Origin of the sequence: Pseudomonas sp. SW-3, from assembly GCF_016615645.1 — a bacterium.
GTDB classification, from domain to species: Bacteria; Pseudomonadota; Gammaproteobacteria; order Pseudomonadales; family Pseudomonadaceae; genus Aquipseudomonas; species Aquipseudomonas mandelii.
Window position 1 is genome coordinate 4,578,801 of sequence record NZ_CP067098.1, and the last position, 15,391, is coordinate 4,594,191.

Below are 15,391 nucleotides of genomic sequence, written 5' to 3' on the forward strand. Positions count from 1 at the left end.
TCCAGGGCCGTGCTTCTTCACGAGCCCTGCTTTTCACCCAACTAATTTTTCGTCTGTATCAGCGGCCAGTCCTGATTCAGACCTTCACCTGATTATTATCGGATCTACGGCCATGGCTAAACCACCCAAGAAAATTCCAAACCCTAATACGCCTGGCACTTCATCATCCTCCACCAGACTCTCTTCTGAGGATGACGTGCCCAGGGTTGGCCCGTCCGGCCGCAATGACACGCCCGTGCAGGGAGAACTCACTCCCCTTGTCCCTGCCTCAAATACGTTGCCAGGCGACACTTCCCAGCACCAGCCCGTGGTTGTCACCCACATGCCTGCTCGAACTCCTCACCCCTTTTTGCAACCGGAGAATAGGGTGTCCTGGCCTCTTGAGCAGGTTGATCAACTGATACGCATCGGTGACACCGGGCTCTTCATGAGCAAAGAGCAAAGGTTATATGCCCACATTGAATACGCAGGCATTGGCAGAGTGGAACCGAACGCCAACGGAGACTACCAAGTCTATTTCCCTTTCGCCCCTGACCATGCCGGACCGGTGCTGAAGAAGCTTGAAGGCAAGCCGCTGTGGTCCATTTTTCCGTCAACTCCAGGCGAACAAAAAGTGGGTTCGCGCGTGACCGCTTCGACCTTCGCGGTCCCCGTCCATCTGATCAATAATCCACTGGTGATCAGAAAACTACCCGCCGCTGACGGGCTTGGAATTCGTTGGCACAACCTGAGAAGTTATGTCGAGTTGCTCGACGAAGGCATTGTTCAAGTCGTCAGAAACGCGAATGGCGATTATCAGGCGACCTTCGGCCAGGAATGGACACCTTCCGGCCCCGTACTCGAGAGGGTTGGACTGACACGATTCTGGCGCCGTAAAGCTCCGACGCAAACCACTGATCAACTGACGGCTCGTCAACCGTCCTCCACCGTCGAAGAAGCCGGTCCGAGCAAGCGCCAGCGCCTTGAGGAACATGAACAGCAGCCAGGCCCCCGTGGACCCGAGCAACAGGTTATTCCTCTCTACCCCGCCCACCCGACCAATGAAAACCCCTACCTGTGGGCATCCTGGGGAAAGGTCAACAAGCCGCATTCAACGGAATCCATACAGATCGGTGAACTGCATTATGAAACGGTACCCAAGGTCAAAAACGTACCAAAAGTCTTGAATTACCTCCAGCATCCCCAATTCCAGCCTTCTCGTTTCGACTTGTTTGAACAGATGTTGCACGCGAAACCCTGGTTGCAGCCCGTACCGGTAGTCCTGAACAGCGATGGCAAGTGGATTGTGAATAGCACCCGCCGATTGTTTGAAAAACCGATGACAGAGTCTGTTTCAACTACCTTCCCGGACTTTTCACCGGTCACCTCGCGCGCTGTCGCAAAGCGACTATTCGAATATTCGGGGGGATCCGAGGTAATCGCCCGCGACGGCTTGTACACCACCATATTGACGCTGGATCACTGGAAGGAACGGGCGGGCATCTTTGATGCAAAGTTCGAAAATCCGATTGATTTATTGCCTGTCGCTTCACGCATGGATGATGAGGGGACAATCATTTCCATGGTGCCTCCGGAATTTGGCGAACCCTTGCGCAGGCTGGACTTCCTCCCCAGGCATTTCCAGATGGAATGGGACAGCTTTGTCGCGGATCGCTCTGACTACAACCTCAAACGGTTAGTCAGCACCGCATTGATCCGCAACGGGTATGACGTGTTTCCTTTATTGAATGAACATCGCACTCCCAAGTTGATATTCAAACGCGAGGGTCATGACAAGGTTTACTTCCTGAAACTCGGTATCGTCGAGAAAAATGCGATTGGACTAAAACCGTCTCTTGCGCCCGAACTTGCCTACCAGGCGTTAGCTTCACAGGTGGGGAATGAAGCCCGGCAAGCTCTCATTACCGCCGACCAACAAAACAACATTGTCTGGTTATTAGGCGGCGTTCAAACAACGCCGTCTGGATGGCAGTCTGTTTTTATTATCAGAGAGCGCTGATACCGCCTTTCTTCAGTGATAGCCGCACATCATTAAACGCCCCTTATCGGGCCTCAGATACTTATTGTTTAAACATTACCCACTTATATAAACATCCAGGAATACGACCGATGGCCAAACCACCAAAAAGAGTTTCAACTTCCAATACACCTGATACCTCGACAACACTTCCAAGGTCTTCGTCAGAAGACAGCCGGGTACGAGGCGGCCATCAGGCCGCAACGGTTGGCACATCGCGGGGAGACGCCAATCCCGTTTCAGACGCCAATGTGCCAGGTTCATCGCAAAGTACCTTGCCTCGTCAGCCTGTCGTCGTTAGCGACATGTCGGCTAACCCTACAAGCGATGCCGAGATGGCTACCCGCATGATTTCCTGGCCTCGGAACAAGGTCGACGAACTGTTCAGCATCGCCGACACCGGGCTTTTCATGAGCCGCCAGCAGCAGCTTTACGCCGATATTGGAGAGGAAGGCATTTTTCTGATCAGGGCAAACGCGAGAGGCGACTACCAGGTGCCTCTTCCGTTTGCCCCGGGCCAACCCGGGCCGATCCTCACGAAGGTGCCTGGCCAGGCGCAGTGGAAAATCACTCGCGAGGGCATGGTCCTTCCCATCGCAAGCGTTCCCGTGAGGCAGGAAACGCTGGAGATCATTCCTCGGCATCTGGCCGACAAACTGACGTCACCCGATGCCAACGGTCTTCGTTACGACAAGCTGAAGAGAACCTATGTCGACGTGACGGAAGAAGGCACGGTCATGGTCCGCAAAAATACGGACGGCCACTATCAGGCCTCCTCGACGAGCGAATTGATCCCTTCGGGCCCGTTACTCGAAAACATTGAAGGGATGACGCTTTGGCAACGCAAGGCAACCAACACACCAGCCTCAGACGCTGAAGATTCAGGCCCCACCCCAGGCAAGCGCCCTCGTCTGGACGAACAGGTTGAGGCTGCCAACCCCGTGGCCGATAACAACCCTCCTGCTGCCACCCTGAATGACAACCCGTATTTATGGGCCTCCTGGGGGAAAATAACCAAGCCTGATTCGGTGGAATCCATCATGATCGGCCAACTCCATTATCCGATCGTGCCAAAGGGGCCAATGGCCGATCAGCTCCCCCTCGTGTTCATTCAACACCCGGAATTTGCGCCCTCACGCTTCGAGGCTTTCGAGCGCATGTTGCAAGAGGCACCTTCGTTGCAACCCGTCGCCACCAGCCACCACGCCGCAACAAATACCCGGAAAGTCGACGGCGCTGCTCGGCTCTTTGAGAAAACACTGACGCAACAGGTCGCGGATGTTTACAAGGGTTTCACCGAGCCGACATCCCGCGCCGTCGCCAAGCGACTATTTGAGCTATCCAACGAGTCAGCGGAGTTCAACGGCAGCGGTTTGGCCCGAATGAAGCAAACCTTTCGCTACTGGGAGGGCAAATCGAACCTGGGCGTGCCACGGCTCGGCGACCCATTGGACATGTTGCCTATTGCGTCCAGTAATGATGGCGCCAGACGAATCGTCGAATTACACGCTCCGGATTCCGTGACGCCCTTACAGCAGTTGAACTTCAACCCCGAGAGCACTCATGCCTGGCAGTTCTACACCGAGTTGCCCAACGCGCCGGGACGACTTTCGTTGTTGCTCGCGTCGATACTGGGCCACAGCGGTTACAAGGTCTTCCTACCCGCAAACGTAGAGAATGTTCAGCTCACGCCTCCAACGCTGGTATTTAAAAGGCCCAATCACGACAAGGTGTACTTTTTGAAAGTGGGACGTGTGGAGACCGATGCGATTGAAATTCTGCCGCCGTCCATGGCAGAGCTTGACGACCCTCATCTGAAGACGCGAATCGGCGATGAAGCGCACCAGTCACTGGTTGCCGCCGATGCGAAGGGTGATGTGGTATGGCTGATGGGCGGCGTCCAGCACCTGCTCGCTGGAAGCCCTTCGGTGTTCATCATTAAGGAACGCTGATAGCGAAACGTGCGCACCTCGCCGTCCATCAGCGGGGTGCAACCCAAGGTATCCGTGCCAAACACAAGACAAAAAAAGCCCGCAGTGTGAGCGGGCGAAAGACCAAAGAAGCTATATGCGCAGTCGCTTCCAGGTTGAGGCAGCTGCTTGGGGGATCAGCTGCCGCGGTACGTGGAATAGCTGTAAGGCGAAATCAGCAATGGCACATGGTAGTGATCCTGTTCCGCAGAGATGCCGAACCGCAGCACCACCACGTCCAGGAACGCCGGTTCCGGCAACTGAACACCACGGGCGCGGTAGTAATCGCCCGCATGAAACTGAACCTGATAGACCCCGGAACGGTAGTCATCGCCTTGCAGCAGCGGTGCGTCGACACGGCCGTCGCTGTTGGTGATAGCGCTGGCGACCAATTCCAGCTGCGAGCCTTCAACGCGGTACAACTCGACCTTGATCGAGCTGCCCGGGCAACCGTGTGCAGCGTCCAAAACGTGTGTAGTCAAACGTCCCATTGATTCTGCGCGCCTGCCTGCATGGAGCAGTCAGACCTCGCGCCTCCCGAAGTCAGTTGAAAGGAGACCGCACCGGTTCGGAGCACGAAACGCTGCGGCGAGCGACTGATTAAGACACTTTTCAAAAAAATTGTACACAATAAAAACGACATTTTTCCAACCAGTGCCGCCATCCAGGATTTCATAACAAATCTGACGCCAAACCATGCGCTAAAAGGTCCTTCCATCCATTAGCTGACCATTCGGGCAGGTTTCTTGCAATAACATGCAAAGATGACAGCTCATCAAAAATGCAAAAAATCAGGCTTACAAAGTGAACATAAAGTTGTATACAATCAGCCCATCGCTGTGACGCCAGCCTGTCATCTCACCGCCAGGCCGCCACACAACCTGTCAACGAACAAGAAGGAAGACTGCAGTGAGCGCTGACTACCCACGCGACCTGATCGGTTACGGCAGTAACCCTCCTCACCCACACTGGCCCGGCAATGCCCGCATCGCCCTGTCGTTCGTGCTCAATTACGAGGAAGGTGGCGAGCGCAATATCCTGCACGGCGATAAAGAATCCGAAGCCTTCCTCTCGGAAATGGTCTCGGCGCAGCCGCTGCAAGGCGCGCGCAACATGAGCATGGAATCCCTTTACGAGTATGGCAGCCGCGCCGGCGTCTGGCGGATTCTGAAACTGTTCAAGGAATTCGACATTCCGCTGACCATCTTCGCCGTGGCCATGGCCGCCCAGCGTCACCCGGACGTGATTCGCGCGATGGTCGATGCCGGCCACGAGATCTGCAGCCACGGCTACCGCTGGATCGACTATCAGTACATGGATGAGGCGCAGGAACGCGAGCACATGCTCGAAGCGATCCGCGTCCTCACCGAAATCACTGGCGAACGCCCGCTGGGCTGGTACACCGGCCGCACCGGCCCGAACACCCGTCGCCTGGTGATGGAAGAAGGCGGTTTCCTCTACGACTGCGACACCTACGACGACGACCTGCCCTACTGGGAACCGAACAACCCGACCGGCAAGCCGCACCTGGTGATTCCTTACACCCTGGACACCAACGACATGCGTTTCACCCAAGTCCAGGGTTTCAACAAGGGCGACGATTTTTTTGAATACCTCAAAGACGCGTTCGACGTGCTGTATGCCGAAGGCGCCGAAGCACCGAAGATGCTGTCGATCGGCCTGCACTGCCGCCTGATCGGCCGCCCGGCGCGCCTGGCCTCGCTCAAGCGCTTTATCGAATACGCTAAAAGTCATGAACAGGTGTGGTTCAGCCGTCGCGTCGACATCGCTCGCCACTGGCACGAAACCCACCCGTACCAAGGGGCTGCCCAATGAGCACCTTCCAGACCGTCAAACCTTCGAGCCTGAGCCGCGACGCGTTTGTCGCCGCGTTCGCCGATATCTACGAACATTCGCCATGGGTGGCCGAGAAGGCCTTTGACCTGGGGCAGGACGCCTCGATCGATGAGATCGAAACCCTGCACCAGCGCATGAGCGACATCCTGTTGAGCGCCGATCATCAAAGCCAACTGGCCCTGATCAACGCTCACCCGGACCTGGCCGGCAAAGCCGCTGTCCAGGGCCAGCTTACCGCGGCCAGTACTGAAGAACAGTCGGGCGCGGGGATTCACCAATGCACGGCCGAAGAGTTTCAACGCTTCACCGAGCTGAACGACGCCTACAAGGCCAAGTTCAAGTTTCCCTTCATCATGGCGGTAAAAGGCAGCAACCGGCATCAGATCCTCGCGGCGTTCGAAACGCGCATTCACAATTCGGCGGATACCGAATTCAAATGCGCGCTGGCGGAGATTAACAAGATCGCCCTGTTCCGTTTACTGACTCTCTAGCAAGCTTGGCCCGAGAAACCTCTAGAACGCTTGCGTTTCCCAGGGCCCTGCAAGCATCCCAAGCCAACTTATTAAAGGCAGACAAGAAGAATGAAAGCTTACGCCGTACCTTTCGAGAAGTTCGTCAACCTGGCCGACGCCCGCCTGGGCACCAGAATCATCTCGGTCACCGATGACTGGTTCGCAGACGCCAACCGTCTGTTCCAACCGACCCCGGCCGTATGGAAGGAGGGCGTGTTCGATGACAACGGCAAGTGGATGGACGGCTGGGAGTCGCGCCGCAAGCGCTTCGAAGGCTACGACAGCGCCGTCATCCGCCTGGGCGTTCCGGGATCGATTAAAGGCGTGGACATCGACACTTCATTCTTCACCGGCAACTTCCCGCCGTCGGCCTCCCTGGAAGCCTGCTTCCTGGCCTCGGGCGAGCCGGACGACAACACCCAGTGGACTGAAGTGCTGTCCGCCGTCGAGCTGCAAGGCAACAGCCACCATTACCACGAAATCAGCAATGACCAGGCCTTCAGCCACTTGCGTTTCAACATCTACCCGGATGGTGGCGTGGCCCGTCTGCGTGTCTACGGTATTCCGTTCCGCGACTGGTCCGCTGTCGGCGACAACGAACAGGTTGACCTGGCAGCAGCCCTCAACGGTGGCCGCGCCCTCGCCTGCTCCGACGAACACTTCGGCCGCATGAGCAACATCCTCAACCCGGGCCGTGGCATCAACATGGGCGACGGCTGGGAAACCGCACGTCGTCGCACGCCGGGTAACGACTGGGTCATCGTCGCGCTGGGTCATGCCGGCGAGATCGAAAAAGTCATCGTCGACACCCTGCACTTCAAGGGCAACTACCCGGACACGTGCTCGATCCAGGGCGCGTTCGTGAAGGGCGGCACCGACAGCCAGATCGAAACCCAATCGCTGTTCTGGCGTGAACTGCTGCCGGCGCAGAAACTGGAAATGCACGCCGAACACACCTTCGCCGAACAGATCAAGGCCCTGGGCCCGATCACCCACATCCGCCTGAACGTGTTCCCGGATGGGGGCGTGAGCCGCCTGCGGGTATTGGGCAAGGTCGCTAAATAAGCGGCGCGCCCTTCGCGGGCAAGCCTCGCTCCAACAGGTATCACCGACCGTAGGAGCGAGGCTTGCCCGCGAAGACGCCAGAACAAACAACATTGAATTCGGAAAAGAAGACCAGCATGCGCACACTGACGATTGAACCGCTGACCAAAGAAGCCTTCGCCCCTTTCGGTGACGTGATCGAAACCGACGGCAGCGATCACTTCATGATCAACAACGGTTCGACCATGCGCTTTCACAAACTGGCGACGGTGCAAACCGCCACGCCAGAGGACAACGCGATCATCAGCATTTTCCGCGCCGACGCGCAGGACATGCCGCTGACCGTCAGCATGCTGGAGCGTCACCCGCTGGGCAGTCAGGCGTTCATTCCGCTGCTCGGCAACCCCTTTCTGATCGTGGTCGCGCCACTTGGCGATGAACCTGTATCAGGCTTGGTCCGCGCCTTCGTCACCAACGGCAGGCAGGGCATTAATTACCATCGCGGCGTTTGGCACCATCCGGTGCTGACGATCGAAAAGCGGGATGACTTCCTGGTGGTTGATCGCAGTGGCACAGGCAATAACTGCGATGAGCATTTTTTCAAAGAGGATGAGCGTTTGATCCTCGCCCCCCACCAATAAGAGAAGGTCTGATCACTCGACAACAGAGTGACAGGCGAGAGGTAAAGACTGTGGAAGCACATCTGTTGGAATGGCTGAACCTGAGCGTGCGCTGGGTTCACATGATTACTGGCGTGGCCTGGATCGGTGCGTCGTTCTATTTCGTCTGGCTGGAAAACAACCTCAATCGGGTCAACCCGAAAAGTGGTCTGGCAGGCGATCTGTGGGCGATCCACGGCGGCGGTATCTACCACCTGGAAAAATACAAACTGGCCCCGCCGACCATGCCGGACAACCTGCACTGGTTCAAATGGGAAGCCTACTTCACCTGGTTGTCGGGGATCGCGCTGCTGTGCGTGGTGTTCTACTCCAACCCGACGCTGTACCTGCTGGCACCGGGCAGCAGCCTGACCGGCCCTGAAGGGGTCGCACTGGGCATCGCCTCGTTGTTCGTCGGCTGGTTCATCTACTCCTTCCTCTGCGACTCGGCCCTGGGCAAACGCCCTGCCCTGCTAGGCTTCATCCTGTTCGTGCTGATCATTGGCGCCGCTTACGGCTTCAGCAAAGTGTTCAGCGGTCGTGGTGCGTACCTGCACGTCGGCGCGATCATCGGCACCATCATGGTCGGCAACGTGTTCCGCATCATCATGCCGGCGCAACGAGCATTGGTGGCGGCGATTGCCGAAAACCGCACGCCGGACCCGGCACTGCCGGCCAAAGGCTTGCTGCGTTCGCGTCACAACAACTACTTCACCTTGCCGGTGCTGTTCATCATGATCAGCAACCACTTCCCGAGCACCTACGGCAGCCAATACAACTGGCTGATCCTGGCCGGGATCGCGGTGCTGGCGGTGTTGGTGCGTCACTACTTCAACACCCGTCATGACAGCCACAAGTTTGCCTGGACCCTGCCTGTCGCGGCTGTTGGCATGATCTGCCTGGCTTACGTCACCGGCCCGGCGCAAATGCCGAGCGCACCTGAAGTGGCCAAGGCGCCTGGCACCATCGAGTACCAGCCGCTGCCGGAAACCGCCATCGGTGGTGGTGCCAAACCTGCCGCTGCGAAGCCTGCTGAAGCACCGGTCCAGGCGTCCAACGCCGGCCCGAGTTTCGACAAGGTGCACAGCGTGATCCAGGAACGTTGCTCGGTGTGCCATTCGGCCAAACCGACCAGCCCATTGTTCAGCGCGGCTCCGGCCGGTGTGATGTTCGACACCCCCGAGCAGATCCGCCAGAACGCCGCGCGCATCCAGGCTCAGGCCGTTACCAGCCAGATCATGCCACTGGGCAACATCACCCAGATGACCCAGCAGGAACGTGACCTGATCGGTGCGTGGATTGTTCAGGGCGCTCCGACCAACTAACCGTTGAAAAGCTTCGCGGGCAAGTCGGATCGCCGCACCGCTCGCTCCTACGGATATGCAGTGTCCCTGTAGGAGCGAGCGGTGCGGCGATCCGACTTGCCCGCGAATGGCCGCGCCGCGGTCAATCCTGATGCACAAAATCACAAGAATAAAAAAGATCCGAGGTGTTGCATGTCCGAGCTATCCGAAGCACGCATCCCCGACGCACCCGCAATTCAGCGTTTGCCCCTTTTGCAACTGATCCTGGTCGGCCTGCAACACGTTCTGCTGATGTACGGCGGCGCCATCGCGGTGCCGCTGATCATCGGGCAGGCCGCCGGCCTGAGTCGTGAAGAAATCGCCTTCCTGATCAACGCCGACCTGCTGGTAGCCGGGATCGCGACCATCGTGCAATCGCTGGGCATCGGCCCGATGGGCATCCGTATGCCGGTGATGATGGGCGCCAGTTTCGCCGCCGTCGGCAGCATGGTCGCCATGGCCGGCATGCCCGGGATCGGCCTGCAAGGAATCTTCGGTGCAACCATCGCCGCCGGTTTCTTCGGCATGATCATCGCGCCGTTCATGTCCAAAGTCGTGCGCTTCTTCCCGCCGCTGGTGACCGGCACGGTCATCACCTCGATCGGTTTGTCGCTGTTCCCCGTGGCCGTCAATTGGGCGGGCGGCGGTGCCGGCGCCACTCAATTCGGCTCACCGATTTACCTGGCCATTGCCGCGCTGGTGCTGGCCACCATTCTGCTGGTCCACCGCTTCATGCGTGGGTTCTGGGTCAACATTTCCGTATTGATCGGCATGTGCCTGGGCTACGTAATCTGCGGGCTGATCGGCATGGTCGACCTCAGCGGCATGGCGGATGCGCCCTGGGTGCAGATTGTCACCCCGCTGCACTTCGGCATGCCCACGTTTGAACTCGCACCCATCCTGTCCATGTGCCTGGTGGTGGTGATCATCTTCGTCGAGTCCACCGGGATGTTCCTCGCGCTGGGCAAAATCACCGGCCAGGAAGTCTGCCCACGGATGCTGCGCCGCGGCTTGCTGTGTGATGCCGGCGCCTCGTTCTTCGCCGGTTTCTTCAACACCTTCACCCACTCTTCGTTCGCGCAAAACATCGGCCTGGTGCAGATGACCGGCGTGCGTTGCCGCTCGGTGACCATCGTTGCCGGCGGTTTGCTGGTGGTGCTGAGCCTGTTGCCGAAAGCGGCGTTTCTGGTGGCCTCGATTCCACCGGCGGTACTGGGCGGCGCAGCGATTGCGATGTTCGGCATGGTGGCCGCCACCGGGATCAAGATTCTTCAGGAAGCCGACATCGGTGACCGTCGCAACCAGTTGCTGGTGGCGGTGAGCATCGGCATGGGACTGATTCCCGTGGTGCGTCCGGAGTTCTTCGCGCACTTGCCGTTGTGGATGAGTCCGATCACCCACAGCGGCATTGCGATGGCGACGTTGAGTGCGCTGTCGCTGAACCTGCTGTTCAACATTCTTGGCGGCAAAGAACGCGCCGCGATCAACGACTGTCACGCCCACTCGCATTAAGTCAGCAACGCACGAACCCTTTAGGAGCCGGTTTGCTGGCGAAGGCGGCGTGTCAGACGACATCAAAATTGGATGTTCTGACCTCATCGCCAGCAAGCCAACTCCTACAGGGTCGGGGACTGCCTGCGCCTTGCAAAAATAAAAACAAGAGGGAGCAACAGATGATTCGGACACAGAAAAAACTGCTGTTGGGCGGTGGCCTTCTGGCCGCAAGCCAGGCCATGGCTGGCGATTTACTGCTGTGGCAGACCAACAGTCTGAGCTATTTGTACGGCAAGGATTTTGCGGTCAACCCGTCGATCCAGCAGACGATAACCTTTGAGCATGCCGACCGCTGGAAGTACGGCGACAACTTTCTGTTCGTCGACAGCACTTACTACAACGGCGAGAAAGACCGGAACAAAGGCGTTCACGCCTATTACGGCGAGTTCAGCCCCCGCCTCTCCTTCGGCAAAATCCTCGACCGCCGTTTCGAGTTCGGCCCGATCAAGGACGTGTTGCTGGCCATGACCTACGAGAATGGCGAAGACGACACCGAGGCCTACCTGATCGGCCCCGGTTTCGACCTCGCGGTTCCCGGCTTCAACTTTTTCACCTTGAACTTCTACTATCGCCAGACCGAAGGCTCGCGCCCTGGCGACGATGTCTGGCAGATCACGCCGGCCTGGTCCTACTCCCTGCCATTGGGCAACTCGAACCTGTTGATCGACGGCTACATCGACTGGGTGGCGGATAACGACCAGAACTCACAGGGCACCTACCACGCCAACTTGCACGTCAACCCGCAGATCAAGTACGACCTTGGCAAGGCCCTGGGCTGGCGGGAGAAACAGGTGTACGTCGGCGTCGAGTACAGCTATTGGAAAGACAAGTACGGCATCGAAAACAACGGCAACTTCGACACCAATGAAAACACCACCAGCCTGCTGCTGAAGGTGCACTTTTAAGATGGCCCGCAACCGTGCTCCAAACCTGTCGTCGGTGCGCTGTTGCGGGGCACTTGAGACCTGGCCAAGGAGTCAGTATTCTCCGCGGCCGCCTGAATCCGCTTTAAAAAAAAGCCCGGATTTAATTCCTGACCAGAAAGCCAACTTATCCCGGCTCTGCACGGTTCCAAGGCATTCCAAAACCCCTCTCAATCGACTGCTCTTGAGCAGCCGAGCGGGAGTTTTTTGGCTTTTTGAACGCCTTGGCTCAGCTCTTGCTATCAGCACTGAAGCTGACCGACTGGATGATTTTTTACCGCTACAGAAAAAGGCGCCACACCAGAGCGTCGACCTTAGAAAAATAACGTGGAACCACCTACTTTTTGGGAGCAACCGAATGAAACGTACGTGCACCAGCCTGATGCTCGCGGGATCGTTACTGGCCGGGGGCCAGGCCATGGCCGGCGACTTGCTGCAATGGCAGGACAACAGCCTGACTTATCTGTATGGCAAGGACTTCCAGGTCAACCCGCGCATTCAGCAGACGGTGACCTTCGAACACGCCGACGGCTGGAAATATGGCGACAACTTCTTCTTCATCGACAAGATCTTCTACAACGGCAAGGAAGACGCCTTCGCCGGTGAGAACACCTACTACGGCGAATTCAGCCCGCGTCTGTCGTTCAACAAGATCTTCGACCAGAAGCTTACGTTTGGCCCGGTCAAAGACGTGCTGCTGGCCATGACTTACGAGTTCGGGGAAAACGATACCGAGTCCTACCTGATCGGTCCCGGTTTCGACCTGGCGATCCCTGGGTTCGACTACTTCCAGCTGAACTTCTACAACCGCCATACCGAAGGCGACCGTCCGGGTGACAACATCTGGCAGGTCACCCCGGTCTGGTCCTACACCATTCCGGTCGGCGACTCGAACATCCTGATCGATGGCTTCATGGACTGGGTGGTCGACAACGACGTCAACAAAAAAGGCGAATATCACGCCAACCTGCACTTCAATCCGCAGGTCAAATACGACCTGGGCAAGGCACTGAACCTGGGCGAAAAGCAGTTGTACGTCGGCGTCGAGTATGACTACTGGAAAAACAAGTACGGCATCGAAGACAGCCAGGGTTTCAAGACTGATCAGAGCGTGACCAGTTTCCTGGTCAAGGTTCACTTCTGATCCGACGGCGTCTCTAAGGACGCCATCGCTAGCAGGCTAGCTCCCACAGTTGATCTTCATCGCGCTGAAGATCCCCTGTGGGAGCTAGCCTGCTAGCGATAGCAACACCGCCGATCTCAGGCCGTAACCACAGGCTCCGACAACCCCAGAAACCGGCACAACTCCCCGCGCTTGGCCAACGCATCCCGTCGCCCCAGATCAATCAGCTCGCTGCAATACCCCGCCTCGAACAGCAGATAACTCAACACCCCCGCCCCGCTCGTCTTGGTCGCCCCCGGCCCGCGCAGAAACAGGCGCAACGCCGCCGGCAATTCCTGCCGATGCCGCGCGGCAATTTCATCGATCGGCTGACTCGGCGAAATCACCAACACGTCCACTGGCGCCACGCCCAACGCGCGCATCGGCGTGCCGTCGGGCAGCAAGTGACTGAACTGATTCAGACGCTGCAGCAACTCGATGTCACTTTCCAGACTGTCAATGAACGTGCTGTTGAGCATGTGCCCGCCGATCTGCGCGAGGGTGGGCTGCTGACCGGTGTAGGCGCGTTGCAGCGGTTGCTCCGGGTCGACCCCGCGCGGGTTGCCGCTGACGCCCACCACCAGCACGCGGCTGGCGCCCAGGTGCAGGGCCGGGCTGATCGGTGCCGATTGGCGCACCGCGCCATCGCCGAAATACTCTTCGCCGATTTTTACCGGTGCGAACAACAAGGGAATCGCTGAACTGGCCAGCAAGTGATCGACGGTCAATTGCGTGGGCACGCCGATCCGCCGATGGCGCAACCAGGCATCGATGGTGCCGCCCCCCTGATAGAACGTGACGGCCTGCCCGGACTCATAACCGAATGCCGTGACCGCCACCGCTTGCAACTGCTTCTGGGCAATGGCCTCAGCGATGCCGTTCATGTGCAGTTTGTCGTTGAGCAACCCGCGCAGCGGCGAACTGTTGAGCAAGGCCACCGGAACCTGAGCGCCGATACCGAGCAAACTGTGGCTGACGAAGCGGCTGGCCTGATGGATCACGCCAGGCCAGTCGCTGCGCAGCACCAAGTGACTGCGAAAACCCTGCCAGAACGCAGTCAGGCGCTCGATCGCGCCACGAAAGTCCATCGCCCCGCTGGCCAGGCTCACTGCATTGATCGCCCCGGCCGAGGTGCCGACAATCACCGGAAACGGATTCGCCGCGCCCACTGGCAGCAACTCCGCAATCGCCGCCAGCACGCCCACCTGATACGCCGCCCGAGCCCCGCCGCCGGAAAGAATCAACCCTGTAACCGGTTCAGCAGGACTCATCGCAACACTCCATGGTGCAAAAAAGGGATCAGCCGCGTTTCTTGTACAGCTTCGGCTCGCCCGGTGGACGGCTCTTGAAGCGCCGATGGGCCCAGAGGTATTGCTCGGGGCACTCACGCAGAGCGCCTTCGACCCACTGATTGATGCGCAGGCAATCGGCCTCTTCGGTCTCGCCAGGGAAACCTTCGAGCGGTGGGTGGATCATCAACCGATAGCCGCTGCCGTCCGCCAGACGCTCCTGGGTGAACGGAACCACCAGCGCCTTGCCCAGCCGGGCGAATTTGCTGGTGGCCGTGACCGTCGCGGCCTGAATCCCGAACAGCGGCACAAAGATGCTCTGCTTGGCGCCGTAGTCCTGATCCGGTGCGTACCAGATCGCCCGACCGGCCCGCAGCAATTTGAGCATGCCGCGCACGTCGTCACGCTCCACGGCCAGCGAATCGAGGTTGTGCCGCTCGCGGCCACGGCGCTGGATGTAGTCGAACAAAGGATTCTTGTGTTCGCGGTACATGCCGTCGATGGTGTGCTGCTGCCCCAACAGCGCCGCGCCGATTTCCAGCGTGGTGAAATGCACCGCCATCAGGATCACGCCCTTGCCTTCGCGCTGGGCCTTTTTCAGATGCTCCAGGCCTTCGACATGGGCCAGCTTCGCCAGACGCTGACGCGACCACCACCAGCTCATGGCCATTTCAAAGAAAGCGATGCCGGTGGAGGCGAAGTTTTCCTTGAGCAGGCGCTTGCGCTCATCGGCGGACTTTTCAGGGAAACACAGTTCCAGATTGCGTTTGGCAATGCGCCGTCGGTCGCCGGCCAGCCGATACATCAAGGCGCCCAACAAGCGACCGATGAACAGCAGCGCCGGATATGGCAACTGAACAATCAGCCACAACAGCCCCAAGCCACACCACAGTGGCCAGAAACGCGGCATAAGAAATGTTTTTCGAAAACGCGGGCGATCCATTAAAGGTTCCGGAAAGACAATGGCCGCGCATTCTACATCGTTCGACCCGGCTTGCGGCTTGCGGGCGTTCTCGTTATAAGTCTCGGCACTTTTAGTGACAAGCCGTTGTATGCCGACC

13 protein-coding genes are annotated in these 15,391 nt (G+C 58.4%); 10 read left to right on the forward strand and 3 right to left on the reverse strand.

Features of this window, described 5'->3' with window-relative positions; genetic code table 11:
* Nucleotides 1-112: 112 nt before the first annotated feature.
* Nucleotides 113-1,999, forward strand: coding sequence for a hypothetical protein (locus JIO00_RS20495; RefSeq protein WP_231990899.1), 1,887 nt, complete (start codon nucleotides 113-115; stop codon nucleotides 1,997-1,999).
* A 110-nt stretch (nucleotides 2,000-2,109) separates the two neighbouring features.
* Nucleotides 2,110-3,969, forward strand: coding sequence for a hypothetical protein (locus JIO00_RS20500; protein WP_231990898.1), 1,860 nt, complete (start codon nucleotides 2,110-2,112; stop codon nucleotides 3,967-3,969).
* 155 nt (nucleotides 3,970-4,124) lie between these two features.
* Here JIO00_RS20500 and uraH read toward each other — a convergent pair whose 3' ends face one another.
* Entirely contained in the window at nucleotides 4,125-4,478 is a 354-nt protein-coding gene (gene uraH, locus JIO00_RS20505) for a hydroxyisourate hydrolase (RefSeq protein WP_010456673.1), read from the reverse strand.
* A gap of 418 nt (nucleotides 4,479-4,896) precedes the next feature.
* On the opposite strand from uraH, the gene puuE reads away from it, so the two are divergent.
* The 8 genes from puuE to JIO00_RS20545 all read left to right on the forward strand — a co-directional run bounded on the left by puuE (nucleotide 4,897) and on the right by JIO00_RS20545 (nucleotide 13,023).
* Nucleotides 4,897-5,823 carry an allantoinase PuuE gene (gene puuE, locus JIO00_RS20510; RefSeq protein WP_008031461.1) on the forward strand — a complete coding sequence of 309 codons (927 nt, stop codon included), beginning with the start codon at nucleotides 4,897-4,899 and terminating at the stop codon, nucleotides 5,821-5,823.
* Nucleotides 5,820-6,335, forward strand: coding sequence for a 2-oxo-4-hydroxy-4-carboxy-5-ureidoimidazoline decarboxylase (uraD, locus tag JIO00_RS20515; RefSeq protein ID WP_010456677.1), 516 nt, complete (start codon nucleotides 5,820-5,822; stop codon nucleotides 6,333-6,335). Before puuE ends, uraD begins: the two co-directional genes overlap by 4 nt.
* A gap of 90 nt (nucleotides 6,336-6,425) precedes the next feature.
* Complete coding sequence (gene alc, locus JIO00_RS20520) at nucleotides 6,426-7,421, forward strand: allantoicase (RefSeq protein WP_010456679.1); 996 nt, start codon at nucleotides 6,426-6,428, stop codon at nucleotides 7,419-7,421.
* Between the two features lie 116 nt (nucleotides 7,422-7,537).
* A complete protein-coding gene (locus JIO00_RS20525; protein WP_010456681.1) occupies nucleotides 7,538-8,041 on the forward strand; it encodes an ureidoglycolate lyase in 504 nt (167 codons plus the stop codon).
* Between the two features lie 50 nt (nucleotides 8,042-8,091).
* On the forward strand, nucleotides 8,092-9,384 hold the full coding sequence (locus JIO00_RS20530; protein ID WP_010456683.1) for a urate hydroxylase PuuD: 1,293 nt from the start codon (nucleotides 8,092-8,094) through the stop codon (nucleotides 9,382-9,384).
* A 171-nt stretch (nucleotides 9,385-9,555) separates the two neighbouring features.
* Nucleotides 9,556-10,914: a nucleobase:cation symporter-2 family protein gene (locus tag JIO00_RS20535; protein WP_010456685.1), complete on the forward strand. Its 1,359-nt coding sequence runs from the start codon at nucleotides 9,556-9,558 to the stop codon at nucleotides 10,912-10,914.
* Between the two features lie 161 nt (nucleotides 10,915-11,075).
* Nucleotides 11,076-11,861 carry an outer membrane protein OmpK gene (locus tag JIO00_RS20540; RefSeq protein WP_200666747.1) on the forward strand — a complete coding sequence of 262 codons (786 nt, stop codon included), beginning with the start codon at nucleotides 11,076-11,078 and terminating at the stop codon, nucleotides 11,859-11,861.
* Between the two features lie 376 nt (nucleotides 11,862-12,237).
* Complete coding sequence (locus JIO00_RS20545) at nucleotides 12,238-13,023, forward strand: outer membrane protein OmpK (protein WP_010456690.1); 786 nt, start codon at nucleotides 12,238-12,240, stop codon at nucleotides 13,021-13,023.
* A gap of 116 nt (nucleotides 13,024-13,139) precedes the next feature.
* Here JIO00_RS20545 and JIO00_RS20550 read toward each other — a convergent pair whose 3' ends face one another.
* Nucleotides 13,140-14,312: a patatin-like phospholipase family protein gene (locus JIO00_RS20550; protein ID WP_077748165.1), complete on the reverse strand. Its 1,173-nt coding sequence runs from the start codon at nucleotides 14,310-14,312 to the stop codon at nucleotides 13,140-13,142.
* A 28-nt stretch (nucleotides 14,313-14,340) separates the two neighbouring features.
* Nucleotides 14,341-15,273, reverse strand: a complete 933-nt coding sequence (locus JIO00_RS20555; RefSeq protein ID WP_010456694.1) for a lipid A biosynthesis lauroyl acyltransferase — start codon at nucleotides 15,271-15,273, stop codon at nucleotides 14,341-14,343.
* Nucleotides 15,274-15,391 lie beyond the last annotated feature (118 nt).

Coding starts and splice junctions, on each gene's coding strand:
- JIO00_RS20495 (WP_231990899.1), top strand. CDS start 113: ATGGCTAAACCACCCAAGAAAATTCCAAACCCTAATACGCCTGGCACT.
- JIO00_RS20500 (WP_231990898.1), top strand. CDS start 2,110: ATGGCCAAACCACCAAAAAGAGTTTCAACTTCCAATACACCTGATACC.
- uraH (WP_010456673.1), bottom strand. CDS start 4,478: ATGGGACGTTTGACTACACACGTTTTGGACGCTGCACACGGTTGCCCG.
- uraD (WP_010456677.1), top strand. CDS start 5,820: ATGAGCACCTTCCAGACCGTCAAACCTTCGAGCCTGAGCCGCGACGCG.
- alc (WP_010456679.1), top strand. CDS start 6,426: ATGAAAGCTTACGCCGTACCTTTCGAGAAGTTCGTCAACCTGGCCGAC.
- JIO00_RS20525 (WP_010456681.1), top strand. CDS start 7,538: ATGCGCACACTGACGATTGAACCGCTGACCAAAGAAGCCTTCGCCCCT.
- JIO00_RS20535 (WP_010456685.1), top strand. CDS start 9,556: ATGTCCGAGCTATCCGAAGCACGCATCCCCGACGCACCCGCAATTCAG.
- JIO00_RS20540 (WP_200666747.1), top strand. CDS start 11,076: ATGATTCGGACACAGAAAAAACTGCTGTTGGGCGGTGGCCTTCTGGCC.
- JIO00_RS20545 (WP_010456690.1), top strand. CDS start 12,238: ATGAAACGTACGTGCACCAGCCTGATGCTCGCGGGATCGTTACTGGCC.
- JIO00_RS20550 (WP_077748165.1), bottom strand. CDS start 14,312: ATGAGTCCTGCTGAACCGGTTACAGGGTTGATTCTTTCCGGCGGCGGG.
- JIO00_RS20555 (WP_010456694.1), bottom strand. CDS start 15,273: ATGGATCGCCCGCGTTTTCGAAAAACATTTCTTATGCCGCGTTTCTGG.